Below are 26,779 nucleotides of genomic sequence, written 5' to 3' on the forward strand. Positions count from 1 at the left end.
GGCGTCGGCCAACGCCCGGGCCAGCGCATTACCAATCCCCCGGCTCGAACCCGTCACCAAAGCAACCCGCCCCGACAAATCAAACAAAGAACTCATGAGAAGGGGCCTGCCTGCACGAGGTTGGCCGGGGCTTCACCGGCGGCGAGGGCTTCGAGCTGCTTCCGCAGCAGCTTCAGGATCCTGGGCTGGAAGGCGGAAGCGTTGCCGCCCACGTGCGGGGTGATCAGGGCGTTGGGGGTGGACCACAGCGGGTGGTCTTGCGGCAGCGGCTCCGGATCAAGGACGTCGAGGGCGCACTGCAGGCGACCGGACAGGACTTCCTTGGTCAGGGCAGCCGTGTCCACCACGGAGCCGCGGCCCACATTCACCACTAGGGCATCGTCAGGCAGGGCAGCGAGAACCTCTTCACCGACCAACTGGTGCGTGTTCTCATTCAGCGGCAGCACCGAGACCAGGATGTCGTGCGTCGCTGCAAGCTCGGTCAGTTCGGACGAGGCATGCACCTGGCCAAGCTCGTCGGTGCGGGCCGAACTCCCCACCCGCGTGACGGTGACCTCGAAGGGCTCCAGGCGGCGGGCGATTTCGTGGCCGATCCCGCCGACTCCCAGCAGCAGCACGCGCCGGTCCGCCAAGGACCGGCGGCGTTCCGGCCGCCAGAGGCCGTGCTGCGAATCGCGGACCGCCTGGTCGATCCCGCGCAGCTTCGCCAGGATCAGTCCCACGGCCAGTTCCGCGGTGGCGGCGGCGTGGACACCGGAGGCGCTGGCCACACCTGCGGCCGGCCCGGCCGCCTCAATAACCCCGTCGTACCCCGTGGACTGGGTCTGCACGTATTTCAGAGCCGGAACCTGGCCGAGCGAGCCGAGCACGGCGGAGGCGTCGATATACGGGAGGATGACGCCGTCGATCTCACTGAGCGTCCCGCCGTCGGGCTCCGATTTCAGATCCCACACGACCCCTCGCAGCCCTTCGGGCAGGGGCGAGAGATCGGCGAGGAGCTGCCGGTCGGGGAAGCTGACGGTGCGGACTGTTTGCATCGGAAAACCTATCGATCCTGGGGTGTGGGGTGAGCGGGCCGGCGTCGGCGCTTAGCGCCTGTCGAAGGTGAGTCCGCCGGGGACCTGGAAGGTGGGCATGAGTTCGAGCATGCCCACGTTTACGTGCCGGGGTGTCTCCACCGCGTAGTCAACGGCGTTGACGATGTCGTCCGTGGTCAGGGACTCGTAGCCTTCGTAGTAGGTCTTCCAGGCCTCTTCCATGGCCTCGGGGCTGCCGCCCATGTTGCGGCCGAAGATTTCCGTTTCTACCCGGCCGGGGCAGACCTCTGTGACACGGATGCGTTTGCCCACGGTGTCGTTGCGGAGCTGGCGGGAGATCTGGTGCACCGCGGCCTTAGTGGCGTGATAGACGGTGTGTCCGTAGAAGTTGTAGACGCCGGCGATGGAGCTGATGTTGATCACGTGGCCGTTGTCCCGCTCCACCATGCCGGGAAGGACCAGGCGCGTCAGCTGCAGGAGAGAGCGCAGGTTGACGTCCACCAACTCGTCGATATCCTCTTCCGTCGAGTCGAGGATATTTCCGGGCCGGGAAACGCCGGCGCAGTTGACGAGTACGTCCACGTTGAGGCCGTCCACCGCTGTGGTCAGCGCAGCAGTGTCCGTAAGGTCGACGGCGTGCGGGATGGCTCCGGTGCGGTCCGCCAGTTCTTTCAGGCGTTCTTCATTGCGGGCGAAGGCGTGTACTTGGAGTCCGCGCTTTGCCAGCCGCTCAGCGATGGCGGCACCCATTCCGGTGGAGGCGCCGGTTACCAGGGCTGTTGAGTAGTCAGAAAAAGGCATGGAAGTCTCCAATGAGGGTGGTTGGGTGAAGATTAGGAGGGTTTCGGGGCTGGGGACGTGCTCCCCGGCTCACAACTTGGTGTCAGGCATCCCGGAGGGGAAGGTGCGCCCTGTCCTTGACCGTGCTGACGGCGGCCAGGGTGCCCAGCGCGGTGATGACGGCGTAGAAGGCGGGCATGTAGATGTTGCCCGTGGAGGAAATCAGCCAGGTCATCAGCAGCGGCGCGGTGCCGCCGAAGAGTGCCGAGGAGATGTTGTAGCCCAGGCCGTAGGCGGAGTACCGCACCCGGGTGGGGAACAGTTCAACGATCAGGATGTGGATCACTGCAGTGTGGCCGGCGAACACCACAGCCATGATGCAGGCGCCCAGGATGGCCAGGAGCATCTCGCCCGTAGCTATGAGGGCGTAAGCGGGGATGCCGAGGATAGCCATGGCGATGGCGGACCCGGCGATGACCTTCTTGCGGCCGACGCGGTCCGACAGCGCGCCCATGAACGGGATGGCGATGCAGATGACCACCAGGCTGCAGGCGGTGACCAGGAGCGCGTCGCCGATGGTGAAGTTGAGCTGCTTGCCCTTGAGGAACGTGGGCATGTAGGAGAACAGGACGTAGTAGCCGGAGCCGTTCATGAGCGGGATGAACAGGGCCAGCAGCATGGCGCGGCGGTGTTCGGCCGAGGCGAAGGCTTCCTTCAGAGGGTTCTTGGACAGCCCGCCTTCTTCCTTGAGCTTTACAAAGTTGGGGGTGTCCGCGATGGCCTTGCGGATGTACCAGCCGATGACGCCCATCGGGATGGCAACCAGGAACGGGATGCGCCAGGCGAACGAGCCGAAGCCGCCGCCGTCGATGGCTGCCTGGGTGAGCCAGGGTGACATGGAAAATGCGACAAGCGTACCGGTGAGCAGGGCTGCGAACGAGGCAATCTGGGCGTAGGAGGTGATGATGCCGCGCTTGCCTTCCGGGGCGTGCTCGGCGAGGAAGGTCATGGCACCGGCGGCTTCGCCACCTACGGAGAATCCCTGCAGCATGCGGAGCAGGACCAGGAGGATCGGTGCCGCAATGCCGATGGCGGAGTAGGCCGGCAGCAAGCCGATGCCCGCCGTGGCCACGCTGATCAACAGGATGACGAAGACCAGCAGCTTTTGCCGTCCGATGCGGTCTCCGAGGTAGCCACAGACCACGGCGCCGAGGGGGCGAACGAAGAAGGACACGGCGTAGCCGGCGAAGACGAACAGCAGGGCGTTGTCCGGATTGCCGGGAGCCAGGAAGACCAATGCCAAGGTTCCGGCCATAAAGGCGAAGATGCCGTTGTCGTAGAGCTCCACGAAAATGCCGACGCAGCCGGCGGTCACAACTTTGCGGGTCTGCCTGGCATCCAGGCGATCGTTCTGCGGTTTGGCCGCTTGGGTTGACGTTGACATCTTGATCCTTACTTGTTTCTGGTGACTAAGGCCGGACATGACTGAACTCAGCTTCCCGAGGCCGGCATGAGGTCCCGCCAGCTTGCCGGCGCCCCGACGCCGAGCAGGCCAAAGACTGTATTTACTGACGTGCGCAGCGCTTCAAGCTCACGCATGGCGGCACGGTGCCGCCCAGTGGCCTCGGCCACCGTTGTATTGCGGAACCTGATGATGTTCCCGGGCCTTGCCTGCGCGAGGACGTCCAGCGAGCGGCTGGTGACCACGCCAAGAACCGGGTAGCCGGCAGTCACTCCCCGTCCGCGGTGGAGTACCAGGAGTTCTTCCCGGGACGGGACCTCAATGGCTCCGACAGGGACGCCCCTGGAGAGTACTTCGGCCCTCGATTGCCGTTCCGGCAGCGCCCCACCGAGGCGCAGGCCGATGTGGTTGCTCCGGCCACTGACGGTGTAGCTCGTCTTGAATAGGAGCTCCGCGGTGTCACCGAATTCGGCGATGTCCGGTCCGTCTGTTACGTCGATGACCGGGTGGGCACTGACGCCGGGTCGGGAAAGTCCCAGCCGGAACAGAGGAAGGTCGAAGTACGGTTGCCTGATGGGCGGCACAGTCTCCCGGGCCCCGAGAGTGGTTCCGTCGGTGAGTTTCAGGCCGAATCCAACGACGGTGTCCGGTGCGCAGCTGCCCAGCAGCATCGGGGCGTCCAACGCGCCATGCACGGCGATGTAGGCACGCAGCCCGGTGTTCATGCTGCGCAGGGCCACGGTTTCCCCTGCCAGGACAGAAACTGGTTCCCACTGGGGGCACTCGCGTCCGCCTACAGTCAGGGTTACGGGCGCCCCGGTCACGGCGATGAGCAAATCCGTGTCCGCGCGCATCCGGAAGTCCAGCGCCGTGACTTCGAGCAGCGGATCATTGTCCTTGTTCCCGGCCAGGATGTTGGCGGCCCGTGCCGAAAATTGGTCCAACGCCCCGTTCACGGGGAGCCCGTACCGCGGCCCCTTGAACCGGCCCAGGTCCGTCACGACGGAATGGCCCGCTTGCAGGATGGTCAGGGTCCCGCTCATTTCGACGCCTCCAGTTCAAGGCCCGCGTAGCGCTCGAAATCGGCGGCGGTGATCTCGTGGAACCGGAGCAGGTCTCCGGGCAGGTAAGGGACGAGCGGTTGTTTGTCAGGGTTCAGCACTGTCAATGGCGTCTGTCCGATGACACACCACCCGCCGGGAGCCACCGCGGGGGCGATCACTGCCTGACGGCCTGCGACGGAGACCGCGCCCGCCGGCACGGAAAGCCGGGGGTCCTTAAGCCGTGGTACGGGCAGTGGGAATTCCGGACCGTCCATCATGGGGGACCCTGCCGGAGCGCCGAGGCATCGGATGATATATGACTTGGCGGTGTGCAGGGCAATGATCTCTGAGACGGGCAGGCCCTCGTGGTCCGCAACCTTCTGGAGGTCCGGTCCGTATTCGCCGCCGTAGACCACCGGGACGTCGAAGCGCCGGGGCATACGGGCGGGTGCGCCAACAAAATCGAGCTGGCGCATGCCCAGGAGGACGAAGGCCCGGATCTGGCGCGCAGAAGTGACATAGGGATCGAATTCGACCAATACCGAATCATAGGTGGGAACCGCGCAGTGGACGCCGTCGACGTCGGCCATCTCAAACCATCCCGCGAGCGCATGGACCGCTGCCCAGTTCCGTTCACGGTCAAGGGATGTTGCGACGACGCGAACGGCGGCGTCGCCTGACTCGTGTACCTCGATGGGTGTTGGGGTGTCAGGCATCTCAGGCCGCTTCCGCTTTGGCTGCCAGAACCTGGGCCAGCGGGGCAATGGTGACGCCGGCGGCGGTCAGCTCCTTGCGGATGAGGCGGGCCAGGTCCACGGCGCCGGGGTTGTCCCCGTGGAGCAGGATGGTGTCCGCTACGACGGGAAGCTTCAGGCCGGATGCAGATTCGATGACGCCCTCGCACACCATCCGGATGGTGCGGTCGATGATTGTTGCCGGGTCGTGGATGACGGCCCCAGGCTGGCTGCGGGGCACCAGGGTTCCGTCGTCTTCGTAGGCGCGGTCGGCGATGCCGACAATGCCCACCGGCAGCCCACGGCTTGCCGCCGCCTGGGAAAGCTCACCATCCTGGGCCAGGACGATCAGGTCCGGACGGACGCGGTGAACGGCATCGGCGACGGCCGCGGCGTAGTCAGGACGTGTGGCGACGAGGTTCCCCAACCGCCCGTGGGGGGCGATATGGGAAACGCGGGTGCCGTGGTAGCCGGCGAAGGCCGATAGGGCCCCGAGCTGATAGAGGACATCATTGCGGACCTCATCGGCAGTAAGGTCCATGGTGCGCCGTCCAAAGCCCCGGAGATCGGGGAAGCTCGGGTGTGCCCCGATGCTGACACCCCGGCGGACGCATTCCGCTACCGTGCGGGCCATGATATCGGGGTCTCCGGCGTGGAATCCGCAAGCGATGTTGGCGCTGGAGACGATTTCAAGAAGTGCGCTGTCATCACCCAGGGAGTAGGCACCGAAGCCTTCACCGAGATCTGCCACAAGATCAACTGTGCGACCCATAGTGTGTGCCTTCCCTTCATTGTGTACTGAGCTGGAATGCCCCGTAGGGGCCGAAAAAAACATTGGGCCAACTGCTGCAGTCCCGCCCTATTCAAGGGTGGCACCGTGCGCTGCCCCACACAAAGACGTAATCGGTGTCACGGGATAGGCCCCAGTTATGACCGACGCCTATCCGGTTCCGCTAACGCAGGGCCTTGCGGAGCCCCATGACGCGCTCCACCACAACCACTACGGCGAGCGAGATCAGGATGAGGATGACGGACAATGCTGCGACCGCTGCATCGGCAGAGTTCTCCACATACCGCAGGACCTGTACGGGCAGTGTCGGCAGCCCTGATTCAGCAACAAACAGCGAGATGACTGCTTCGTCGAATGACACGATGAAGGCTATGACGCCGCCGGCAATGACGCCGGGCTGGATGATTGGAAGGGTGATCCGCCGGAAAACCGTCCAGGACCCGGCGCCGAGGATCCTGGCCGCCGCTTCACAGGAGGTGTCAGTGGTGGCAAGGCTCATGAGCGTTGTCCTGATGACAAACGGGATGGTGATGGCCACATGCCCGATGATGATTCCCGTGTAGGTGTTGTTCAGTTCCAGGGGCCCGAAGAGCAGGACCATGCCGAGGGCCAGGACAATGCTGGGGATCAGCAGCGGGGAAAGGAAGAATGACTGCACCGCTGCCTTGGCCTTGAACTCAAACCGGTCCAGGGCCAGTGCCACCGGAACGCCGAGGGCCAGCACGATAACAGTGACAACGACTGCCACGATGAGGCTGACCCGCATGCCGTTCATGAAAGTGCTTTCCTCCGGCAGCATCTCATACCACTTGAAGGTCAGGCCCTCCGGCGGAAACGACAGGTACTGGTTGGAGGCGAACGAGACGACGAACACGATCAGCAACGGCGCCAGGAGGAAAAGGTAGAGCAGGAACACCAGGATGCCGAACGCCGGCTTGGCCGGGTTGAACCGTGGTTTGAATAGGCGTGCCTCGGACATGGCTAGCCTCCGATCTTTTTGGTGAGGCGCTGGTAGACCGCGATGATCAGTCCGAACAGGACCAGCAGGATGACCGAGAGCGCTGCGGCGAACGGCCAGTTGAGCAGTCCGGTGGTCTGGTCATAGATTTCCGTTGCCAGTACCTGGACGCTGCCGCCGCCGAGGAGGCGGGGGGTGATGAACGTACTGATCGACAGCACAAAGACCAGCAGGAACGCCGTGAGGATGCCGGGCAGGCTCAAGGGAAGCGTGACCCTGGTGAACACCTGCAGCTTGCTCGCGCCCAAGGAGCCGGCCGCTTCTTCCAGTTGGGGGCTGAGGCGCCCGAAGCCGGAGATCATGGCGAGGATGGCATAGGGCATAAAAATTTCAACGAGGCCGATGGTTACCCCGGTCATGTTGTTCGTGAGCTTGAGGGGTGCATCAATCATGCCCATTCCGTCCAGCGTGGAGTTGACCAGGCCGTTGGTACCCAGGATCACCATCCATCCATAGGTCCGCACAACGGCGGAGGTCAGCAGGGGTGCGATGGCGACGGCGATGAGCAGCCCGCGGTATTTGCTGGTGCTCCTGGCGAGAAAGAGTGCCACCGGGTAGGACACCAGGACGCAGAGGACGCCCACAGTGACACCCATCTGGAAGGTGTCCAGGGTGACCCGCCAGTAGTAAGGATCGGTCAAGGGCTGAATGTAAGTGTCCAGCGTGAAGGTCTCTTCGATGATTCCGTCGGGAGCGCCCCTGTTGAACGACATCCTGACCATGTAGGCCAGCGGGAAGACAAAGCTGACTACGAGGCCGAGGAGACCCGGCAACAGAAGGGCGAGGTAGGTGCGCCGGTTCCGGCGTCTGGTAGCCTTTTCCAGCTCACCTTCAGCAGCACCGGCTCGGAGGACGGCCGGGGTCTGTGTCTCTGTGACGGTCACGCTGCTGGTGCTTTCACTGCGGCAGGCAACAGGTATGCGTCCTGTTCATCCCACGAAAGGTAAGCCGCGTCGCCTGGACGTGGCAGGTCGCCGCTTGAAGTCGGCATTTGTGCCTGCAGGATGCGGTTGCCGGCCTTGACGGCCACGGAGATAGCATCGCCCGTGTAGCTGACGCGTTCAATAACGCCCGCAATGGCTTCGACCCCCGCAGGGTGCATGGCCACGCGGAGCCGGTGGGGGCGGATGACCAGTTCATGCGTGGAACCGGCCAGGCCTGGTGCGCCCACTGCACCGAACTGCCCGAGGTCATCGATGGAAACCCGGTAATGCGTTTCACCCCTGGCGGCAGAACCTGTCTCTGACACGACCCGGGCGGTGAGGAAGTTGGCTTGGCCAATGAAGTTTGCGACGAACCGCGTCCGCGGACGTTCATAGACCTCGGTGGGGGAACCGAACTGCTCAATGAGCCCCCCGTTCATGACGGCGATACGGTCCGCCATGTCCAGTGCCTCGTCCTGGTCGTGCGTAACGAACAGTGTAGTCGCCCGGGTCCGTTGCTGGATGGAGCGGATCTCAGTCCGCATCGTTTCGCGGAGTTTCGCGTCCAGGTTGGACAAAGGCTCGTCCAGGAGCAGGAGGGTGGGCTCCACGACCAGTGCGCGTGCCAGGGCGATGCGCTGTTGCTGTCCGCCGGAAAGTTCCCGGACCTGCCGCTTGGACAGGTGTCCCAGCTGCACCATGTCCAGCGCACCGGCAACGCGGCGTTTCTGGTCGGCTTTGGAGGTCTGGCGCATTTGCAGCCCGAACGCCACGTTCTGTTCGACATTCATATGCGGAAAGAGGGCGTAGGACTGGAAGACCATCCCCATGCCCCGCTTGTTGACGGGAGTGTGGGTGATTTCCTTGCCATCAACCACGATGGAGCCAGCGGTCGGATCCATCAGGCCGGCGACCATCCGCAGCGTGGTGGTCTTACCGCAGCCTGACGGGCCGAGGAGCGCCACCAGGTGCCCCTCTTCCACCTCCATGTTCAGGCGGTCGACGGCCGGTTCAAGACCGGCAGCGTATCTCTTGGTCAGATCCACGATCGACAGTTTTGTTTCAGTCACGATTTCAGTTCTCCTGAAGCAGGGTGTGGGGAGGGGCGCCGTGGGGACGGCTACTTGGTGATGATCTGGCGCTTCCAGGTGTCAGTCCACTTGTCACGGGCCGAAGACAGGAACGCAACATCAAGGGGAACGATGTTCAGGGAGCCGTCAGTGGGAACCACTCGGTCCTTGACCTCGGCCGGAAGTTCGGCGTTGGTGACGGAAGGCGCATAAAACAGGGCCTTAGCGAACGCGGTCTGCGCCTCGGCGGACAGTGCGTAGTCAACGAAGGTCTGGGCAGCCGCCTTGTTGGGCGCATCCTTCACGACGTTCACGGTGTTGATCTGGTAGACAGTGCCTTCCTTGGGGAAGGTCACGCCCATCTTCTTGTTGCTCTGGTCGCTGTAGAACTGGCCGCGGGCGTTCTGCCCAAGTCCCAGCACCGTCTGGCCGGTGATCACGTTTTGGTATTCGTCGGGGTTTGGCGCGAAGGTCTGGACGCCTGGTGCCATTTCCTTCAGGCGTGCCACAGCCTTGTCGATGCTCTGCGTGTAGTCCTCCCCTTCCATCTTCGACGTGATGGCGGTCAGGGAAAGTCCCAGCAGGGAGGGCGGAGCGTTGACGTTGATCTTGCCCGCGTATGCCGGATCCCAAAGCACTTCCCAGCTTTCAGGGGCTTTGGGGAACGTGTCCGTGTCATACAGTAGGCCAACGGCGTCGAGCATGACTACCGGCCCGAACCCATCCTTGTTTTTGAACTGATCCGGCACGTTCGCCAGGTTCGGAACGGCGGCGGCGTCAATCTTGTCGAAGAGTCCCTGGGTGTTGCCTGTTGTTGAAACCGAGTTGTCCATGATTGCCACGTCCGTGGCCGGGTTGTTCTTCTGCCCCTGGAGGGCGCTGAGCATTTCGGCGGAGGAACGCTTGGACGCGTAGTTGATCTTGATGTCCGGGTACTTGGCCTTGAAGGGTTCGATCACGGCGGCCGTGTACTGGTCCTGCCAGACCCCGGAGTAGGCAATCAGGTTTACCTCGCCCGACGTTGCACTTGAGTTTCCCGCACTGCTGGACCCGGCGTTGCCCCCGCAACCTGTGAGCACAAGGGCGGCTGCTGTCGCGGCAGCAGCTAAAGCGATCTTGCCTTTACTGATAACTCTCATTGTGTCTCTTCCTTAATGAGGGGAACCCGGGATCATTGAGCATCGGATTCTTGGGATGTTCCTAGAACATATGGAGGAAATATTTCTGGAATGTAAAGGAATGCAGCATTTTCTGTAACTGGAACCATTTATGCAAAAGCCCTATAGGGGCATCATCGCCGCTTATGGCTCGTAGGGATATAATCGGTTTGTCACAGAAATTATGTTCTGGAGATCAACTTAGCGTCCGAGATGTGGATCACACAAAGACCTATTGCGTATCCCGCCATAGAATCCGGATATGACCCGTCGGGGCTTCAGGGCGCCGCAGACGAAGGAAACGCCGGTATGGACACTCGAAAACTCGCCTACTTTGTGAAGATCGTTGATTCGGGAAGCATCACGAAAGCGGCCGCTGCCTTGCATGTGGCACAGCCTGCCCTGAGCCAGCAAGTGTCAGCGCTTGAAACGGACTTGAAGCAGAGGCTCCTGATCCGAAGCAAGCAGGGCGTCCAGCCCACGGCCGCCGGCCACACGCTCTACCGGCATGCGCAGACCATCCTTCGGCTCGTGGAACAGGCCCGGCAGGACGTGGCCAGTTCCGGGGCGGCGCCTGCGGGACGAGTGTCCATTGCGATCGCGCCGTACAGCATGGCCTCGAGCCTCACGCCGCGCATAATCGGGGAGGTGGCCCGCCGCTACCCGGATATTGTGCTCCATTTGACGGAGATCTACGGCGGTGTCCTCAGCGAAGCGATAAAGAACGGCAGGCTGGATATGGCCCTTATTTACGAACCTGGGCCTATCCGCGGCGTGCAGTTCACCACGATGATCGTGGAGGATCTGCACCTCGTGGTGAACGCCAGGAACGTTTCGGCCGCCGTTGCGGGCGAATCGGGCGAAATCACACTTGAGCAAGCTTCGGAATTCGGCTTGTTCCTTCCGGAGCAGAACCACACTCTCCGCCAGATCATCGAAACCGGCCTGCGGAACAAAGGCCTAAGTCTCCGTCTGGTCGGCGAAGTCGAGTCCGTGCCTTCCCTGACACGGCTCCTAGAGGCTGACATGGGCGCAACCATCTTGCCGAAGTCAGCAGCGGACGCCCTTTTCCATGAGGAGGACTTCCGAGTCCTCCGGATTGTAGAGCCCGGACTGCAATGCAAAATAGCCCTTTGCACGCCGGACCACGAACCATTGTCAGAGGCGGCATCCGCCGTCCTTATGGTCTTGAAGGAAATGCTCCAGGAAATGCTAAGTTCCAGATACGCGAGCTAGCGCGCCACCCAAACGTTTTCCTTATCATGACAGTTATATTTGGTCTTAGTAATTGCACTCCCGCGAATCTAATCTGTAATTGAAGGCCGGATCAGCCGGTAATAGGTTTCTTAGCTGAAATTACTTGATTGGGAGCACGTCGTGAAAAAGATCAGCAGCGCGCACCGGGACCCTTCGAGCGGCAGCCGCTTGGCGGCGAGGACTGGTTCCCACTGCCCGGCCAACGGGTTCTGGATTCCCGAAGGCCAGCCGGGCCAGGCAGTCTTCGTCTTTGAGGGCAGCATCATGCCGGCCGGCTCCTCCGGTGCCACGGTCTGGCTCCTGGACAAAACCATTTCCGGGCCGCCCGCTTATCCCCTGCCAGGGCCGCAGCGCTCATACGCGATGGCCCGCTCGCTGGCTGGCTGAGTTCCGGCTGCCTCGGTCCCCGGACACTGCCCCAAGCCACCGCGCGAACTGGCAGCTAGTACCCTCATATCCGTGTGACTTGAGGGTACTAGCTGCCAGTTCGCGCTTAATTGGCTTTCGCGTACCAGTGCCGCCGCACGGGATTTCTTCCGCGCGACGGCACTTGGTCTGTTACTAGGCGTCTTCGACCAGCAGGCCCTTTGCCTTCAGCACCTCAGCCAGGTTGCACAGCTCTATGGTGGTGCCGCCTTCGTGGTAACGGCGGATAAGGTCGCGCTCGGCGTCGTCGCGTTCCTGGGAGAGGCGGATAACGTCTTCCACTTCGTCCTTGCGGACCACAACCACGCCGTCGGCGTCCCCCCGAAGGATGTCGCCGGGGTAGATGATCTCGTCGCCGAAGACCACCGGGTGGTTGATGGGGCCGATGGTTTCCTTCACCGTGCCCTTAATGGAGACGCTGCCGGAGAATACAGGCAAGCCCAGTTCAATCAGGTCCTGGGTGTCGCGGACGCCTGAGTCAGTGACCAGTCCGGCCAGCCCTTTGGCCTTCATGGCGTTACCCAGGACGTCGCCAAAAGTGCCGGCCTCTTCGAATTCGCCGGCCGAGACCAGGACCACATCGCCCGGCTCGGCATAGTGGATGGCTACCTGCAGCATCAGGTTGTCACGCGGGGCGCAGCGGACAGTCAGCGCGGGTCCGCAGAAGGACATACTGCGGTCGATGGGCTTGATTCTGGAGCTGAGCGCACCCTTCCTGCCCTGGGCTTCGTGAATGGTCGCTGAGGAGAACTTGGCAAGCCTTTGGACGGCGTCCGCCGTCGGCCTGTCAACTTTTGTCTTGACGTGGATCATGTCGTTGTCCTTCGGTTTGAGTATTGATCAGCTGAGGGCCTGGACGGCCTTGTCGATGGCGGCGATCGATTCTTCGATGATGTCGAGGCTTGTGGCGTAGGAGATGCGGAAGTAGGGGCCAAGTCCGTAGGCCGATCCCGGGATCGCTGCCACCGATGCGTGGTCCAGCAGGTAAAGGACAAAGTCCTGGTCGTCGTGGATGGTGGCGCCCTCCGGCGTCGTTTTGCCGATGGCCCCCGCACAGTTGACATAAGCGTAGAAGGCTCCTTCCGGCGTCGCACAAGACAGGCCGTCGACGGCGTTGAGCCCGGCTACTGCCGCATCGCGTCGACTGCGATAAATTTCGACGCTGTCCCGGACGAAGCCCTGATCGCCGGTGAGGGCTGCGGCGCTGGCAGCCTGGCTGACGGAGGACGGGCAGGAGGATATCTGGGACTGGAGCTTGTTGATCGCGGCAATCAGGGGGGCCGGACCTGCCGCGTAACCCAACCTCCAGCCGGTCATGGCGTAGGCCTTGGACACACCGTTGACGACGAGGACGCGGTCCTTCAGCCCGGGGGCTACCTCCACCAGGCTGGGCAGCCTGCCGCCACCGAAGTAGATCTGGTCGTAGATTTCGTCCGTCAGGACATAGACGTGGGGGTAGCCGGCGAGGACGTCCGCGAGCGCACGGAGTTCCACCGGGGAGTAGACCGCGCCGGTGGGGTTGGACGGCGTGTTCAGGATGACCCATTTGGTCCGGTCAGTGAGGGCTCCGGCAAGGGCATCCGGTGTGAGCTTGAATCCGACGTCCTCGCCGCAGGGCACAACGACCGGTGTGCCATCATTCGCGAGCACCATGTCCGGGTAGGAGACCCAGAAAGGGGCGGGCACAATCACTTCGTCACCGGCGTCGATGGAGGCCATGAAGGCGGTGAAGATGACCTGCTTGGCGCCTCCGCCGATGGTGAGTTCGGCTGGAGTGTAGTGGAGGCCAGTGCGCAGCTCGATGGTCTGCAGGATGGCTTTCTGCAGCTCAGGGGTCCCGGTGACGGAGGTGTACTTGGTCTCCCCCTTGCTGATGGCTTCAACGGCTGCGGCTTTGATGTGATCGGGCGTGTCGAAGTCTGGCTCGCCGACCGTCAGGTCCAGGATCCGGCGCCCTTCTGCCTTGAGCTCACGCACGCGGGCAGCGGCGGCAACGCTGGCAGAGGACTTGATGCGGGATACCCGCGTTGCAGGTACAAATTTAGACATGGTCTCTTCCTAGGGGCTCAGGAGACAGCGGTACTCACTTCCTTTGACACTAGGGAAATCCGGCGGGTCTGGATAAGACCTAAAGTGCGTGGACGGATAAGCGTCCCTTATGGCTGGAGGCCACACGTTCCGGTTATGGGTCCACGCACTATTGGTATTTCCGCGGCAGGACGGACCTGTCTAGCCTTCTAGGTAAGCTGGCCCGCTCAGCGCCATCCCAACCGAGGAGTGCTCTTGGCCCTAACCCACCATGCCGACGGCGGTGGCTACCGATACCGGGGCAAGCGGAAGCCCGACACAGCTGCTGTCCAGGCGGAAAAGATCCGGGTGCTCCTCCGGGAGGAGCGGCAACGGATTACGCTCAACGCGAGCAGCATCCGCTCCCTGGCGGTCCGTCTGAACCAGCAGATCGCCCAAGCGCTGTGCGACGGGATGAAAATAACCAGCCTGGCCGGTGCCGCGGGCCTGTCGCGCTGGGCTGTGCGCACCATTGGCCTGTCATCTGACGGGCTGTTCCCATCGGGCGTTCCGGCGGAGCATCATCTGGCCATCATCGGGGAGCTGAAGTCAGAGATGGCCGAGTTGGAGGAGTCGAAGGCCGTCCTCCTAAGGAGGCGCCTGAAGCTCTTGGCCACAGCCCGCCGGCTCGGGGTCTTGGATGACTACGAGCTCGCAGCGCTAAGCGGACTCCAGCGGGAAACCGTCCGGAAGATGACATGGGGACTGCAGCCAGCGCCGGTCAGCCAGGCTGTGTAGGCCGAACGGTAAGCCGGGCACCAGCCGGTTCCTCTCAGGTTGCTCCACGCCTATCATCGCGGTGAGTACAGGCGTAGCGTCTATCCAAGGGAGCAAGACTGCGGTTGCCGATTGGACCCAGAATGGCCTGACGCCGCCGGTCTTGAGCCGCTGCAAGGAGGCGGGAATGGCTGGCTGGAATGCAGACACGGCCGCCGGGCCGTTGGGGTCCGGCACCGTTACGTTGGTGGAAGGATCATCCTTCTGCATCTCCCTGGCAAATGGGGACATCCATCCGGAACATCCGCACGGGGTTTTCCATGAGGACACCCGCATCCTCTCGCGCTGGAACCTGGCCATCAATGGGCAGCCCCTGGAGCCGCTGACAGCATCGACGCAGGAACCCTACAGGGCCCTGTTCATTGGCCGTGTTCCCCGCTCCGATGGGTACGCGGACAGCCCCCTGATCGTGGAGCGCCTGCGCGAAGTCGGTGCCGGGATCCTGGAGGAGGTCACCATCCGGAACTACTCCTCCGATGAAGCCCAATGCCTGGTCGCCCTCACCGTTGAATCGGACTTCGCGGATCTCTTCGAGGTAAAGGAGGCTCGCATCCAGCGGCGCTGGGATGAAGCCCGCCATGCCGACGGCGACTCACTGACCATCAGTGCCACCTGGCAGGACGTCCGGAAGGGTGTCATCGTCAACGCCAGTGGCGCCGAGGCCACCCCTGAGGCCCTTACCTACCGGGTGGTTGTTCCGCCGCGGGGATACTGGAGCACCACCCTGGCTGTGGTGCCCACCGTCGACGGGGCGGCTCCGGCGGCTTCGTTGGTTCGTCCGGCCCGGGGCGAAACCTCCCCCAGCGATCGTCGCCGCCAGGCATGGGTGGCGAAGATTCCCAGGCTGCATATCAGCAACCGCTCGATCGAACGGACCCTCCGGCGCAGCTACGACGACCTGGGCGCGCTCCGCATTGAAGATCCCGCCCATCCGGAGCGGATCGTCGTGGCCGCCGGCGCGCCGTGGTTCATGACGCTCTTTGGCCGGGACTCGCTCTGGGCCTCCGAAATGGCGTTACCGGTGGACCCGTCCCTGGCATTAGGCACCCTGCAGACCCTGGCGGACCGCCAAGGCCGCGTAGTGGATCCCATGAGCGAGGAGGAGCCGGGGAAGATCCTGCACGAGGTCAGGCTCGGCGTCTCCATCGGCCTGTCCCTTGGCGGAAAATCCGTTTACTACGGCAGCGTCGATGCGACTCCGCAGTTCGTCATGGCTCTCGGGTCGGTCAGCCGGTGGGGTTTTGCCAAGGACACCATCACTGCACTGCTGCCCCACGCCGACCGCGCGCTGGATTGGATTCGGAACTATGGGGACAAAGATGGCGACGGGTTCGTCGAGTACCAGCGCCTTAACGATCAGGGCCTCATCAACCAGGGCTGGAAAGACTCCTGGGACGGCGTCAACTTCGCGGACGGCCGTGTGGCGGAACCCCCGATCGCGCTCTGCGAAGTCCAGGCATTGGTCTACTCCGCCTTCCTTTCCCGTGCGTGGATAGCGTATGACGCCGGCGACGCACCTTTGGCCGCCGAACTGGCCACCGAAGCGGCTCAATTGAAGAAGCGGTTCAACGAAGCGTTCTGGATGCCTGACCGCGGCTACTACGCCATCGCCTTGGATGGGAAGAAACGGCAGGTGGACGCGTGCGCGTCCAACATGGGGCAATGCCTGTGGCACGGCATCGTCGATGAGGACAAAATACAGCAGGTTGCAGAACGGCTTATGTCCCCCGAGATGTTCAGCGGCTGGGGCATACGAACCCTCGCCAGCGACATGGGCGCCTACAACCCGGCCAGTTACCACAACGGCTCGGTCTGGCCGCACGATAACGCCATCATCGCGGCCGGCCTGATGCGTTACGGCTTCGTGAATGAGGCACAGCGGATCGCCACGGCACTTTTCGAGGCGGCCGATTACAGTGATGGCCGACTCCCGGAGTTGTTTTGTGGCTTCAGCCGCGAGCAAGTACCCGAGCCCGTGCCGTATCCGACGGCGTGCTCCCCCCAGGCGTGGGCAGCGACCACACCGATCATGTTGATTACCAGCCTGATGCGGTACGACGCCCACGTTTCCCGGGGCGGATTTTGGATGGATCCGGCACTCCCGGAGTCGTACGGCAGCCTGCACCTTACAAACGCGCCCATGGCGGGAAGCCGGATCACCATCGATATCGCCGGGTCCGAACCTTCCGTGCAGGGTCTGCCCGACGAAATTACCTTCCACCGTGAACACCGGCCCTGGCTGACCGAACTGATGGAGGAAGCCGGGCTGGGCGGCACGGGCTAGGTGCTTCACCACTGTGGCTACGGTCGGCCGTGTGCCTGTCCCGCAGGTCAGACGTGCTGGTCGACGAGCACCGGGTTGCCGTCCGGGTCCACCACCATGAAGCTCGCCGGCCCGGTGGTTGATTCGTCGGCCTCGGCAACGAACTCGACGCCTTTGCCTTTCAGCTCCCGCTGGAGTTCGCGCACATCGGTGAAGGAGTCCACCGCCTCGGCGTTCTGGTTCCAGCCCGGGTTGAACGTGAGCATGTTCTTCTCGAACATCCCTTGGAAGAGCCCGATCACTGTTTCACCGTTCTTCAGGATCAGCCAATTCTGGGTGATGTCACCGCCGAAACTTGTGAAGCCCAGTTTCTCGTAGAACGCGGCAGAGGCTGCGATGTCCTTGACCGTGAGGCTGATCGAAAAGGCACCAAGCTGCATGGGTTACTCCACTCTCCAAGGGGACGGGTATTCCGATGGTACGCCTGCCGATCCGTCGATCGGCGATGTGCACCTCCAACTGGATTCCGATGCGGGCAGCGTCTAGCGTGAGTTCCATGTCAGCGTCCGATCCATCAGCGAAGTCCGGCGGCAACCCATTGCTTGTCCTGGGAAAAATCACCTCCATCCTGGATGCTTTTTCCCTCGCCAAACCGGTCCTGTCGCTGAGTGATATCCGCGAGCACACCGGCATGCCCACGTCCACGGTGCAGCGGCTGGTCACCAACCTGACCTCGCAGGGGTTCCTGGACCGTGAGGAGGATGCCTACCGCATCGGCATGCGGATGGCCTACTGGGCGGCCCCGGCAACCCGCGGCATGGAAGTGGTGGACATCCTGGGTCCGTTGCTTAAGAAGCTGCGCGACACCACTGGTGAGACTGCGTGTTTCTTCAAGTCGGAGCAGCATTACCGCGTGTGCGTGGCCCTGGCCGAAACGCGCCACGCCCTTCGCCGGGAGATGCACCTCGGCAAGGTTGCCCCGCTGTATGCAGGTTCCGCCGGCCGGGTCCTGCTGGCGTGGGATCCGGAGCTGATGGATGCCGTCCTGCGCGATCCCCTGACTCCGATCACGGAATCCACCATCACCACCTCCGAGGACCTGGCCGTGGCCGTCAAACAGACCCGGCGGGACGGGTTTGCCATCACGGTCGGCGAGCGCGAAGACGGGGCGTCCGGCCTGTCCGCCCCTGTTTTCGACTCGGCAGCCGGCCTGGTGGGTGCGGTGACCATCAGCGGACCTACCCTCCGGATGCCGCTGGAGACCTGCGAAGCCTGGGTGGAGCCCCTGCTCACCACGGCAGAACACATGACCAGGCTGATCGGTGGGCGGTTTCCCGGCGAGTCCTAGGACCCACCGGGAAACCAAGGAAAGCTACAGCGCGGCGATGGTCTTGCCGGCAACCCGCATCGCAACAGCGTCGGTGGCGATGAGGATGTTCGCGAAGTTCTCCGCATAGTCCCCCAGGTCCTCCACTACGGAACCCACTACGGCAATGACGGGAATCTGCCGTCCGGAGTTCCGCACCCGTTCGAGGATGGCGGAGATGATCTTCCCTTCGCCGGTTTGCGAATCCAGGCGCCCCTCGCCCACCACGACGGCGTCGGCAGACCCCAGCAGGGCGTCAAACCCGGCTGCATCGAGAACGGCGTCGGCCCCGGACACCAGGTCAGCCCCAAAGTACGCCCACAACCCACCGGAGAGGCCACCCGCCGCACCAGTGCGCGGCACGCCGGACGGGTTGCGCGGATACGAGGCGGCCAGGTGCGAAAGGCGTCCTTCCAGCAGTCTTACCGTGGCAGGATCGGCACCCTTCTGCGGCCCGAACACACGCAGGGCATCCAGGAAGCTGGTGGTCACGTCGGACAGGACGGTGATCCGCGCACCGCCGAGTCCGCCGTTTTCGGTGATGGCCTGGACTGCCCCGGCCCCGCCGTCGGTGGTGGCAGAACCGCCTGCCGCCACCAGGATGCGGGTGGCGCCGGCGTTGACGGCGGCAGCCACCATCAGGCCCGTCCCGTACGTGCTCGCTGCCATCGCATCGGCGGGGCTGAGCCGGGCGGCGGTCAGGCCGCTCGCCTGCGCCACCTCGACGACGGCGGTCCCGTCGGCTGCCAGCCCGATGCTCGCCTGCAGCGGCTCACCCCAGGAATTGACGACGTCGACAGTCACGGGTTACGCGCGCAGGCTGCGGCAGAGCGCGTCGAAGGTTCCTTCCCCGCCGTCGGCGACGGGCAGTTGCGTCGCCGGGCGCCCGCCGTCGTTGACGCCCGCAGCGATGGCCGCCGCCACCTCGGCCGCCGAGTACGTCCCCTTGAAGCTGTCCGGGGCAATAAGGACGGTCATGCCGAAGGGATCTGGTTGACCGCGTGCGGAGGCGTGCGTCCTTCGGCGATGGCGATGGCGTTGAGCGCGCGTTGGGCAGCTCTGCGAGTCCGGGCGCAAGTCGCGGTTCGTCCTCGAAGACGTCCAGGCCGGCAGCGGCAATCTCGCCGGTGCGCAGGGCATCTACGAGGGCGGCCTCGTCCACCACGGGACCGCGGGCGGTGTTGATCAGGATGGCGTCCGGCTTCATCCGGGCCAGCACGCCAGCGTCCACGAGGTGCCGCGTCTGGTCGTTCAGCGGGACGTGGAGGGACAGGAAATCGCTGCGTTCCACGAGCTCGGGCCATGGCACTTGCCGGACCTTGCCGGCGAACTCGCCGAGTTCCTCTTCGCTGACGGGACGCTCTCCCGGGGGACGCGGCGCGAAAACCACCTCCATGCCGAAACCCAGCGCACGCCGGGCGGTGGCGCGGGCGATCCGGCCGAACCCGGCCAGGCCCAGCACGGCCCCGGAGACGTCCCGTCCCAGCATGAACTCCGGTTCCCAGCCCTGGAACTTTCCGTCGCGGACCAGCTGGTCTGCTTCCACTACGCGGCGGGCGGTGCCGAGGATGAGCAGCATGGCGATGTCCGCCGTCGCGTCCGTCAAAACCCCGGGAGTGTTGCCAACAACGATGCCGTGTCGCGTTGCCGCGGCGACGTCGATGTTGTTGTATCCCACAGCGTAGTTGGAGACGCCCTTCACCCTGGCGTCGGCCAGGAGCGGCTCGTCGATGACGTCGCGCAGCTGGGTGAGGACCACGTCGTAGTCCCCCGAAGCGCACAGCGCAGCCAGCGTGCGGTAGTCAGGCGGCTCGGGCAGCACGGTGATCTGGCCGGCGTCGGACAGCAGTTGAAGCCCCGGTTCCGGGATGGCGGTGGTGACGAGGAAATGGCTGCCCATAGTCAGTTGCCTCCCGTTGTGCCGGACTGGAGTGCGTCCTCAAAGGGAAGGACCCAGTCGAAGGCTTTGGCCTTGGACCGGGCGCCCTGGGCAGCCTTGGAGCGGTTGGGTTCCCCCAGTTCGGCCAGCAGTTCCTCGGACAGGACCACGAGGTCCGCGAAGGCGTCCGTGGTCAGCCACTCCGGGCGGGTGGCGAACAGGATGTCTTCGCTGGAGGTGTTGCCGCTGGCACCCGGGGCGAACGGGCAGCCGCCGAGGCCGCCGAGGGCGCCGTCCACCATGGCTGCGCCGGCCTGGATGGCGGCGAGGGTGTTTGCTACTCCCAGGCCCCACGTGTCATGGCCGTGATAGACGATCCTCCGGGCCGGGGACTCGTCCCGGACCCGGGCGATCAGCCCGGCAACCTGGGCCGGGATGGCCTGCCCCAGGGTGTCGCAGATGACGATGTCCGTGGTGCCTTCGGCCCGGGGATCATTGGCGATGGACAGGATGCGCTCCTCGGGCACATAGCCTTCGAACGGGCACGTGAAGGATGTCGCGATGCACAGCTGGATCTGGCCGTTGACTGCCCGGGCGTATTCCACCGCCTCGGGCAGGGCGGCCAGGCTTTCATCCGTGGTCCGGCCGATATTCGCCTTGTTGTGGGAATCCGATGCCGACAGGCAGTACTGGAAGTTCCTCGCGCCGGCGGCCGAAGCCTTGGCTACATGGCCGGGGGTGGCCACCCAGATCCAGCATTTTTCCAGTTCCTCCGGGCTGAGGGCCTGGACCACCTCCAGGGTGTTGGCCATGGTGGGCACAAGGTCAGCGCGTGCCATCGAGCCGAGCTCGATGGCCGGAACGCCCAGCCGGATCAGCTCCCGGACGGTTTCGACTTTCCGCTCGGTGGAGAGCATTTTCCCGGTGAGCTGCAGCCCGTCCCGGAGGGTCACGTCCCGAAGGATGGTGTTCCCGAGCGTTGTTGCGAGGCTGGTTTCGTTGGGGTTCATGGCTGGAGGGCCTCCTCGCGGCCGGAGGCCGCCGTGATCTCGGCGGAGTCCATATTGAGGAGCCCGCGGAGGATTTCATCGGTGTTTTCGCCCAGGTCCGGTCCGAGGTTCCGGATGGGCAGCGACTGGTCTCCAATCACCGGGACGATACCGGGGAAGCCCACGCCGGGCAGGAGCTCCTCCCCGGTGGAGACGTCGAATTTCTGGATCATGTTCCGGGCCGCGTACTGGGTATCAGTGCTGATGTCCGCCGCGGTGTAGATGGGACCGGCCGGAACACCGGCGTCATCCAGTGCTGCCAGGGCGTCGGCGGCGTCCAGTTCCGCCGTCCAGGCGCCGATGGCCTGGTCCAGCTCTTCGCGCTTCGCCCAGCGGCCGGCGTTGGTCTGCAGGGTCGGATCCTCGGCCAGGTCCGGGCGGCCGATGGTCTGCATGTAGCGCTGGTAGATCGAGTCCCCGTTGCCGGCCACCACGATGCTGGCGCCGTCCTTGCAGATGTACGCGTTGGACGGGGCGATCCCTTCCATCCGCCCGCCTACCCGCTGCCGGTCCACGCCGTAGGCCTGGTAGTCCGGAATAAGGGATTCCATCATGGAGAACATGGCCTCGTTCAGCGCAACGTCGATAATCCGCTCGGTGAGCGGCACCGCGCCAGCCGCGTCCCGCCGTCGTGCTTCCCGTTGGTAGAGGCTCATCATGGCGCCGAAGGCGGCGTAGAGGCCTGCGATTGAGTCCCCGATGGAGACCCCCACCCTGACCGGCGGGCGGTCCGGGTCACCCACGAGGTTCCGGAACCCGCCGTAGGCTTCGGCGACGGCGGCGAAGCCTGGCCGTTCGGACAGCGGCCCCGTCTGCCCGAAGGCTGAGATCCGGGTGATGATGAGGTCCGGGTTGGCTTCGTTGAGCACCTCCGGGCCGAGGCCCCACCGCTCCAGCGTGCCCGGCCGGAAATTTTCCAGCAGGATGTCCGACTTGGCGGCCAGTGCCAGCACGGCCTTCTTGCCGGCCTCGGTCCGAAGGTCCAGGACCACTGACTTCTTGTTGCGGTTGATGGTCCGGTAGAGCATGGAGGTATCGCCTTTATGCAGGCGCCAGTTACGCAGCTCATCACCGGTTCCCGGCCGTTCAACCTTGATCACTTCGGCGCCGAAATCGGCGAGCAGCCTGCCAGCGGTGGGCGCCGCGATGTAGTTTCCGAGCTCCAGGACGCGGACTCCCTCCAGGGGCGCGATGCGTGTCTGTGTCATGTCATTCTTCTTTCGTTGGCGTGTGCCTGGACGGACGGAGCTGATCCGGTCAGAACAGCAGGCTCATGGGCAGGATCAGCAGGATCGCGACGACGGAGGCCACCGAGACCCCCACCGTCACCGACTTCAGGGCGCCCCTCACACTCTGCCCCAAAAGGGACTGCAGGAGCCAGAAGGTGTTGCTGGTGACATGAACCATGAAGAGCGATCCGGCGCCGGCGGCAAGAGCCAGGAGAACCGGGTCCAGTCCGATGGCCGGCGCAATCGGTGCCAGCAGTCCGGCCGCGGTGATGGCTGACAGCGTGACGGAGCCGACGGCGATGTGCAGCACAGCCGCGATAGCCCAGACCACCAGCAGCGGGGCAACGGTGCTCGCCGAGAAGAATCCGCCCAGGATGTCGCCGAGGCCGGCCGCGGCGACGGTTGCCGCGAGGGACCCGCCCACACCGGTGAGGATCAGGATCTGGCCGCTTTCCTTGAAGCCCACGGTGATGGCCTGTTCGACTTTTTCCTGGCCGATGGCGGCGCGGGTGACGAGGCACGTGCCGATCAGTCCGATGAGCAGGGCGATGACGGGCTCGCCGAGAAGCTGCAGCCAGGGCATTTCGATGTCCAGGATCTCCATGATCGCGCCGGCGCCGATGAGGAGCAGCGAGGTCAGGAGCGGGGCGAACAACAGGATCAAGGGTGCCTGCTTCCGTTCGCGTTCAGCCACGGTGACTGTTCCACCGCCGGGCTGGGCGCCTGGCGCCGTGCCCTGCCCGCTGCCGCCGGAAACGCCGGCCGCTGTGTGGCCGGCCGCTGGCTGGCCGGCTGCTGACTGGCCGGCTGCAGGCTGGCGCGTCCCGCCGTCGTACTCTTCCTCCCCCTCGCGGTCCTCTTCCTCCACGAAGGTGTGGTCCTCGTCCCTGGCTTCGTTCCAGAAGCCGCGGCGGAACAGGAACGTCATGATGGCGATGGAGATGACGATGGTGGGGATGACCAGGAGGAGCCCAAACAGCAGCATCTTGCCGAGCGGCACGTTCAGCAGGCCGGCGAGGGCGAGGGACGCGACGCCGGGGACCGTGAAGACGATGCCGCATTCGAGGGCGATGGCCATGGCGGTTGCCATCCGGGCGGTCCCGAGCTTGCCGATTTTCGGAGCCAGCTTGCGGGCCAAGGGGGCGGAAATCACGAGCAGCACGTCCAGGAAGATGGACTGCAGGACCGTTCCGATGGCCAGGCCCATGGTGTAGGGCAGGCGCTTGGGGCCGAAGGTGTCCAGCAGGTGCTCCACGAGGCGGCGGATGGCGCCGCTCTGGTTGAGGATGGAGCCCATCAGGACGCCGAAGGCGATGAGCAGACCCACGTCCACCATGATCTCGCCGAAACCGGAGGTGATGGTTTTGACTGTTTTTTCGACGCCGAAGCCGGCGGCGAGGCCCAAGTACACCGAACCGATGACCAGGGCGATGACGGGATTAACTCTGAAACGGACAATCAGGACCACGGCGGCGAGGACCGCAACAGCCGTGTTGATCAGGACAGCTATGTCTTGCATGTTGGGGAATCCGATCGTTGGGCCTTCCACATTGAAGGCTTGGGAACAGATGTGCACCGTGAGGGAGGCCACATCTCTAAACCCATATTATGGGATGGAACTCACAATGCAAGACTTTTCGCCTTTTATGTCCAGGTTAGAGGCACCCCAAGCGGTCCCAGCGGACCTATTTCGGGCAGCACAAAACGGACGACGCCGGGGGATTCCCGGCGTCGTCCGTTTCAGTTTTATGCGGTCCCCGGCCGCCGACTACGGCTTTTTGGTGGTTCCCGCAGTCTTCGCAGTCTTTGCAGTTGTTGCGGTCTTTGCAGTTGCGGAGCTGCTTGAGCTCCTGGCAGCGCCGCTGGAGGTGGTGTCCTTGGGGTTGTCCGCGTCCTGGAGTTCCACTTCAGCGGTGGCCTGGATGAGGGCGAGCAAGTCGGGGTCGAGGCCCGGCGCGAATTCCTCGCGGCGCTCCGGCGAGATGGTCATGGGGAAGCCCTCGGGCATCACGTCGGTGCTGAGCTCGGTGCCGTCGTTGGAGGGCGATGCCCCGCGGTAGAGCTTGCCGGCTTCACTGAGGTTGTCCGCGCTGAACGTGTACTGGATGCTCTGCAGCCCCACGTCCAGCAGCTTTTTGACCTCGGGGAATTGCTCCGCGTTGGTCTTGGGGATGGGCAGCACCTTGCCCCAGTTCACGCCGAGGCTTTCCAGAGCCTTGGCGAAAGCGTTCTCGTGCGCCTGGTCCCGGACGATCAGGTAGGCGATGGTGGACCGCGCCGTTTTGTTCTCTGTCATCTCGTAGATCCGGCATTTCTGCAGCCGGCCGGTGGATTCCAGCATCAGGTTGTACAGCAGGTCCAGGACCAGGTTTCCGCTGTTATAGACATAGGATCCGCTCCAGGGGTTGCCGGCCGCGTCCACGGGCAACGCACCCTGGGCGCCTACCAGGTAGTGGTGGATATTACTGGTGTCCAGGGCGATTTTAAGCGGCGTGGCACCTTTGGCGCCGGGCTGGTCCACGGGATCGGTCTTCTTGCCCTGGTACCGCGGGGAGCCGTCCAGGAGCTGGGAGATAGTGGTGCCGATGAGCTCAACGTGGCTGATTTCCTCGGTCCCCACCCCCTGGAGCAGGTCTTTGTAAGGCTTGGACGCGGGGTCGCCTCGGAAGTTCATGCTTTGGAACAGGTACTGCATCATGGTGCGCATCTCGCCGAACTGCCCGCCCAGCCCTTCCTGCAAAGCGTTCGCCGCTGCGGGGTCCGGCTCGTCGGCGGCGATTTCGTTGATTAGTTGCTGGGTATGCAAGTACATGGATCTTCCTCACTTTTTGATCTGGTACCTCGGGTGGACTGCTGGTTTCAATGAAGAGAGTCGGGCCCGGCTGCGGTTTTCGATGGAGCCCGGCTGAGCGTACGACGGCGGGGCGGCAAGGTGGGGCGCGCCGGCTGCGGGGCTCCCGCGGCCGCGGTTGGCCGTGGCCGCCTCAAGCGCCACACGGCCGGCGCCGGTGAGCCCGATGACAAAGTGGCGCGGGTCGCGCGAAGGCTGGCTCCTGCTCACCAGCCCCGCGATTTGCAACCTGGCCAGAATCCTGCCGATGGTCCGGCTTCTGGCGTGGACGGCGGTGGCCAGCTGTTCCCGGTTCCGGGCGCCGGCGGCAAGGCCTTGCAGAGTGATGACCGCGGCGCGGGTCAGCCCCAGCGCGACGAGAACGTCATCCTGGCGGCGCTGCGCCAACCTCGCCGACAAGGACAGAAGGCGGCAGCCGTTCCGGATTTTTCGGTCTGAGTCGGCGATCATCGCAAGCTGCCCCTTCCTTGGGACTATCCGGTGTGGGGCCTACCATAAGCATGCTTAGTATCTGTTTGGCAAGGATGCCTGGCTTTTATCTTGAGGAGCGGCTTCTAACGCTCGACCGCGAACGCTCCCCTTAGTGCCGGGCCTTGCATATTCAATAGCAAGTGTGCTTAGTATCTAGTTAGTAATCATGCTTACTATTGCGAAGCCAGCAGTGCTGGCGGCTCTTGCCAGCGAAACCCTTCACGAAAGAGAGCGACCATGACTGAAAACCAATGGCCCCAAACTGCGTCCCCAGCGACCCTGGACCAGTACGGCAACCCAGCGCCCACGGCTGGACAGGGTGGCGGATCCGCCTCCAGGACCGAGGCCGTCAAGGGCGAGGCTTCACAGGTAGCCAGTCAGGCCACGGGTGCGGCCAAGGATGTGGCACAGACGGCCAAGGCAGAGGCTTCCAACGTGGCCGCCGAGGTACGGACCAATGCCCGGGACCTCCTGCACCAGGCCAAGTCGGACCTCACCAGCCAGGCAGGAACCCAGCAGCAGAAGGTTGCAGAGGGAATCCGCTCCGTCTCCTCGGAGCTGCGCACCATGGCGGACGCCTCCAACCAGCCCGGCGTAGCGTCGGACCTCATCAGGGAGGCCGCCGACCGTTCGCAGTCCGTGGCATCCTGGCTCGACAGCCGGGATCCCGGTTCGCTGCTCACAGAGGTAAAGAGCTTCGCCCGGCAGCGTCCAGGCACGTTCCTTCTGCTGGCTGCCGGCGCGGGCGTCCTGGCCGGACGGCTCACCCGCAGTTTGGCCGCCGGGGCACCGGAAGCCTCCGGCCAGGCGTCCGCAACTGCCCCCAGGTCCGCGCCGATGACCGCTCCCCGGACCGTTCCGCAGACTGGCATCCGCCAGGAGACCGTGTTTGCGGCAGGCGATGACCGCGGCTTGTTTGAAGAGCCCTCCGTCTCGGGCAGCCCGATGTCCACCCAGTCGTTGCCAACCGGCACCGCTGCGGACACCCCACTGCGCGAAGAAGATGATCCGTTCCGCAGCAGCACGGCACGGGATACGGAAGGTCGTCACCTGTGAGCAGCCAGATGCCGGAGACTCCTGCGTCAGCGGCGCATGCGAAGGCGGATAACACGTCCCTGGGTGACCTGCTT

Annotated in this window: 26 protein-coding genes and 1 pseudogene; 6 read left to right on the plus strand and 21 right to left on the minus strand. The window is 64.1% G+C overall.

The window, feature by feature from the left end:
* From V9L18_RS21060 to V9L18_RS21110, 11 genes and pseudogenes are all read right to left on the minus strand, one after another.
* Positions 1-96, minus strand: a pseudogene (locus V9L18_RS21060) (gluconate 5-dehydrogenase); the annotation flags it as partial.
* Positions 93-1,037 (minus strand): 2-hydroxyacid dehydrogenase, encoded by a 945-nt coding sequence (locus V9L18_RS21065; RefSeq protein ID WP_337349099.1) that lies wholly within the window; start codon positions 1,035-1,037, stop codon positions 93-95. The pseudogene V9L18_RS21060 and the gene V9L18_RS21065, both read right to left, overlap by 4 nt.
* Before the next feature lie 51 nt (positions 1,038-1,088).
* Positions 1,089-1,838, minus strand: coding sequence for an SDR family oxidoreductase (locus V9L18_RS21070; protein ID WP_337349100.1), 750 nt, complete (start codon positions 1,836-1,838; stop codon positions 1,089-1,091).
* A gap of 82 nt (positions 1,839-1,920) precedes the next feature.
* Positions 1,921-3,261: an MFS transporter gene (locus V9L18_RS21075; protein WP_337349101.1), complete on the minus strand. Its 1,341-nt coding sequence runs from the start codon at positions 3,259-3,261 to the stop codon at positions 1,921-1,923.
* A 47-nt stretch (positions 3,262-3,308) separates the two neighbouring features.
* Positions 3,309-4,322, minus strand: a complete 1,014-nt coding sequence (locus V9L18_RS21080) for a biotin-dependent carboxyltransferase family protein (RefSeq protein ID WP_337349103.1) — start codon at positions 4,320-4,322, stop codon at positions 3,309-3,311.
* A complete protein-coding gene (locus V9L18_RS21085; RefSeq protein ID WP_337349104.1) occupies positions 4,319-5,038 on the minus strand; it encodes a 5-oxoprolinase subunit B family protein in 720 nt (239 codons plus the stop codon). The genes V9L18_RS21080 and V9L18_RS21085 overlap by 4 nt, the downstream gene beginning before the upstream one ends.
* 1 nt (position 5,039) lies before the next feature.
* Complete coding sequence (locus tag V9L18_RS21090; protein WP_337349105.1) at positions 5,040-5,828, minus strand: LamB/YcsF family protein; 789 nt, start codon at positions 5,826-5,828, stop codon at positions 5,040-5,042.
* Positions 5,829-6,009: 181 nt separating this feature from the next.
* On the minus strand, positions 6,010-6,825 hold the full coding sequence (locus tag V9L18_RS21095) for an ABC transporter permease (RefSeq protein WP_337349106.1): 816 nt from the start codon (positions 6,823-6,825) through the stop codon (positions 6,010-6,012).
* A gap of 2 nt (positions 6,826-6,827) precedes the next feature.
* Positions 6,828-7,748, minus strand: coding sequence for an ABC transporter permease (locus V9L18_RS21100; RefSeq protein ID WP_337349107.1), 921 nt, complete (start codon positions 7,746-7,748; stop codon positions 6,828-6,830).
* Positions 7,745-8,857 (minus strand): ABC transporter ATP-binding protein, encoded by a 1,113-nt coding sequence (locus V9L18_RS21105; protein ID WP_337349108.1) that lies wholly within the window; start codon positions 8,855-8,857, stop codon positions 7,745-7,747. Before V9L18_RS21105 ends, V9L18_RS21100 begins: the two co-directional genes overlap by 4 nt.
* A gap of 50 nt (positions 8,858-8,907) precedes the next feature.
* Positions 8,908-9,996, minus strand: coding sequence for an ABC transporter substrate-binding protein (locus V9L18_RS21110; RefSeq protein ID WP_337349109.1), 1,089 nt, complete (start codon positions 9,994-9,996; stop codon positions 8,908-8,910).
* A gap of 327 nt (positions 9,997-10,323) precedes the next feature.
* Between V9L18_RS21110 and V9L18_RS21115 the strand changes: the two genes are divergently transcribed.
* Positions 10,324-11,250, plus strand: coding sequence for a LysR substrate-binding domain-containing protein (locus V9L18_RS21115; RefSeq protein ID WP_337349110.1), 927 nt, complete (start codon positions 10,324-10,326; stop codon positions 11,248-11,250).
* A gap of 141 nt (positions 11,251-11,391) precedes the next feature.
* Positions 11,392-11,658 carry a hypothetical protein gene (locus V9L18_RS21120; protein ID WP_337349111.1) on the plus strand — a complete coding sequence of 89 codons (267 nt, stop codon included), beginning with the start codon at positions 11,392-11,394 and terminating at the stop codon, positions 11,656-11,658.
* A gap of 174 nt (positions 11,659-11,832) precedes the next feature.
* Here the strand turns inward: V9L18_RS21120 and V9L18_RS21125 are convergent, their stop codons facing one another.
* The gene (locus V9L18_RS21125) at positions 11,833-12,510 is read right to left on the minus strand and encodes a 4-carboxy-4-hydroxy-2-oxoadipate aldolase/oxaloacetate decarboxylase (protein ID WP_337349112.1); all 678 of its coding nucleotides are present in this window, start codon (positions 12,508-12,510) and stop codon (positions 11,833-11,835) included.
* Positions 12,511-12,537: 27 nt separating this feature from the next.
* Positions 12,538-13,746, minus strand: coding sequence for an aspartate transaminase (locus V9L18_RS21130; protein WP_337349113.1), 1,209 nt, complete (start codon positions 13,744-13,746; stop codon positions 12,538-12,540).
* Positions 13,747-13,980: 234 nt separating this feature from the next.
* Between V9L18_RS21130 and V9L18_RS21135 the strand changes: the two genes are divergently transcribed.
* On the plus strand, positions 13,981-14,502 hold the full coding sequence (locus V9L18_RS21135; protein ID WP_337349114.1) for a hypothetical protein: 522 nt from the start codon (positions 13,981-13,983) through the stop codon (positions 14,500-14,502).
* 166 nt (positions 14,503-14,668) lie between these two features.
* Positions 14,669-16,825 carry an amylo-alpha-1,6-glucosidase gene (locus V9L18_RS21140; protein ID WP_337349115.1) on the plus strand — a complete coding sequence of 719 codons (2,157 nt, stop codon included), beginning with the start codon at positions 14,669-14,671 and terminating at the stop codon, positions 16,823-16,825.
* Positions 16,826-16,872: 47 nt separating this feature from the next.
* On the opposite strand, the gene V9L18_RS21145 is transcribed toward V9L18_RS21140, so the two are convergent.
* Positions 16,873-17,244, minus strand: a complete 372-nt coding sequence (locus V9L18_RS21145) for a VOC family protein (protein ID WP_337349116.1) — start codon at positions 17,242-17,244, stop codon at positions 16,873-16,875.
* Positions 17,245-17,360: 116 nt separating this feature from the next.
* On the opposite strand from V9L18_RS21145, the gene V9L18_RS21150 reads away from it, so the two are divergent.
* The gene (locus tag V9L18_RS21150; RefSeq protein ID WP_337349117.1) at positions 17,361-18,152 is read left to right on the plus strand and encodes an IclR family transcriptional regulator; all 792 of its coding nucleotides are present in this window, start codon (positions 17,361-17,363) and stop codon (positions 18,150-18,152) included.
* Between the two features lie 24 nt (positions 18,153-18,176).
* On the opposite strand, the gene V9L18_RS21155 is transcribed toward V9L18_RS21150, so the two are convergent.
* The 7 genes from V9L18_RS21155 to V9L18_RS21185 all read right to left on the minus strand — a co-directional run bounded on the left by V9L18_RS21155 (position 18,177) and on the right by V9L18_RS21185 (position 25,628).
* Positions 18,177-18,974, minus strand: a complete 798-nt coding sequence (locus tag V9L18_RS21155) for a glycerate kinase (RefSeq protein ID WP_443197985.1) — start codon at positions 18,972-18,974, stop codon at positions 18,177-18,179.
* On the minus strand, positions 18,943-20,070 hold the full coding sequence (locus V9L18_RS21160; protein ID WP_443197986.1) for a 2-hydroxyacid dehydrogenase: 1,128 nt from the start codon (positions 20,068-20,070) through the stop codon (positions 18,943-18,945). The genes V9L18_RS21155 and V9L18_RS21160 overlap by 32 nt, the downstream gene beginning before the upstream one ends.
* A 2-nt stretch (positions 20,071-20,072) precedes the next feature.
* Complete coding sequence (locus tag V9L18_RS21165) at positions 20,073-21,059, minus strand: hydroxymethylglutaryl-CoA lyase (RefSeq protein ID WP_337349118.1); 987 nt, start codon at positions 21,057-21,059, stop codon at positions 20,073-20,075.
* A complete protein-coding gene (locus tag V9L18_RS21170; protein WP_337349119.1) occupies positions 21,056-22,306 on the minus strand; it encodes a CaiB/BaiF CoA transferase family protein in 1,251 nt (416 codons plus the stop codon). The genes V9L18_RS21165 and V9L18_RS21170 overlap by 4 nt, the downstream gene beginning before the upstream one ends.
* Positions 22,307-22,355: 49 nt before the next feature.
* A complete protein-coding gene (locus tag V9L18_RS21175; RefSeq protein WP_337349120.1) occupies positions 22,356-23,846 on the minus strand; it encodes a GntP family permease in 1,491 nt (496 codons plus the stop codon).
* Positions 23,847-24,095: 249 nt separating this feature from the next.
* Entirely contained in the window at positions 24,096-25,139 is a 1,044-nt protein-coding gene (locus tag V9L18_RS21180) for a manganese catalase family protein (RefSeq protein WP_443197987.1), read from the minus strand.
* A gap of 9 nt (positions 25,140-25,148) precedes the next feature.
* Positions 25,149-25,628: a MarR family transcriptional regulator gene (locus tag V9L18_RS21185; protein WP_337349121.1), complete on the minus strand. Its 480-nt coding sequence runs from the start codon at positions 25,626-25,628 to the stop codon at positions 25,149-25,151.
* A gap of 258 nt (positions 25,629-25,886) precedes the next feature.
* On the opposite strand from V9L18_RS21185, the gene V9L18_RS21190 reads away from it, so the two are divergent.
* Entirely contained in the window at positions 25,887-26,705 is an 819-nt protein-coding gene (locus tag V9L18_RS21190) for a hypothetical protein (protein ID WP_337349122.1), read from the plus strand.
* Positions 26,706-26,779: the final 74 nt, after the last annotated feature.

The sequence above is a fragment of the Pseudarthrobacter sp. CCNWLW217 genome (assembly GCF_037203985.1).
Taxonomy (GTDB): Bacteria; Actinomycetota; Actinomycetes; order Actinomycetales; family Micrococcaceae; genus Arthrobacter.

Bases quoted from the DNA above. Each gene is read 5' to 3' on its own strand.
- V9L18_RS21065 (WP_337349099.1), bottom strand. From the start codon at position 1,037: ATGCAAACAGTCCGCACCGTCAGCTTCCCCGACCGGCAGCTCCTCGCC.
- V9L18_RS21070 (WP_337349100.1), bottom strand. From the start codon at position 1,838: ATGCCTTTTTCTGACTACTCAACAGCCCTGGTAACCGGCGCCTCCACC.
- V9L18_RS21075 (WP_337349101.1), bottom strand. From the start codon at position 3,261: ATGTCAACGTCAACCCAAGCGGCCAAACCGCAGAACGATCGCCTGGAT.
- V9L18_RS21080 (WP_337349103.1), bottom strand. From the start codon at position 4,322: ATGAGCGGGACCCTGACCATCCTGCAAGCGGGCCATTCCGTCGTGACG.
- V9L18_RS21085 (WP_337349104.1), bottom strand. From the start codon at position 5,038: ATGCCTGACACCCCAACACCCATCGAGGTACACGAGTCAGGCGACGCC.
- V9L18_RS21090 (WP_337349105.1), bottom strand. From the start codon at position 5,828: ATGGGTCGCACAGTTGATCTTGTGGCAGATCTCGGTGAAGGCTTCGGT.
- V9L18_RS21095 (WP_337349106.1), bottom strand. From the start codon at position 6,825: ATGTCCGAGGCACGCCTATTCAAACCACGGTTCAACCCGGCCAAGCCG.
- V9L18_RS21110 (WP_337349109.1), bottom strand. From the start codon at position 9,996: ATGAGAGTTATCAGTAAAGGCAAGATCGCTTTAGCTGCTGCCGCGACA.
- V9L18_RS21115 (WP_337349110.1), top strand. From the start codon at position 10,324: ATGGACACTCGAAAACTCGCCTACTTTGTGAAGATCGTTGATTCGGGA.
- V9L18_RS21125 (WP_337349112.1), bottom strand. From the start codon at position 12,510: ATGATCCACGTCAAGACAAAAGTTGACAGGCCGACGGCGGACGCCGTC.
- V9L18_RS21130 (WP_337349113.1), bottom strand. From the start codon at position 13,746: ATGTCTAAATTTGTACCTGCAACGCGGGTATCCCGCATCAAGTCCTCT.
- V9L18_RS21140 (WP_337349115.1), top strand. From the start codon at position 14,669: ATGGCTGGCTGGAATGCAGACACGGCCGCCGGGCCGTTGGGGTCCGGC.
- V9L18_RS21145 (WP_337349116.1), bottom strand. From the start codon at position 17,244: ATGCAGCTTGGTGCCTTTTCGATCAGCCTCACGGTCAAGGACATCGCA.
- V9L18_RS21150 (WP_337349117.1), top strand. From the start codon at position 17,361: ATGTCAGCGTCCGATCCATCAGCGAAGTCCGGCGGCAACCCATTGCTT.
- V9L18_RS21160 (WP_443197986.1), bottom strand. From the start codon at position 20,070: ATGGGCAGCCATTTCCTCGTCACCACCGCCATCCCGGAACCGGGGCTT.
- V9L18_RS21165 (WP_337349118.1), bottom strand. From the start codon at position 21,059: ATGAACCCCAACGAAACCAGCCTCGCAACAACGCTCGGGAACACCATC.
- V9L18_RS21170 (WP_337349119.1), bottom strand. From the start codon at position 22,306: ATGACACAGACACGCATCGCGCCCCTGGAGGGAGTCCGCGTCCTGGAG.
- V9L18_RS21175 (WP_337349120.1), bottom strand. From the start codon at position 23,846: ATGCAAGACATAGCTGTCCTGATCAACACGGCTGTTGCGGTCCTCGCC.
- V9L18_RS21180 (WP_443197987.1), bottom strand. From the start codon at position 25,139: ATGTACTTGCATACCCAGCAACTAATCAACGAAATCGCCGCCGACGAG.
- V9L18_RS21185 (WP_337349121.1), bottom strand. From the start codon at position 25,628: ATGATCGCCGACTCAGACCGAAAAATCCGGAACGGCTGCCGCCTTCTG.
- V9L18_RS21190 (WP_337349122.1), top strand. From the start codon at position 25,887: ATGACTGAAAACCAATGGCCCCAAACTGCGTCCCCAGCGACCCTGGAC.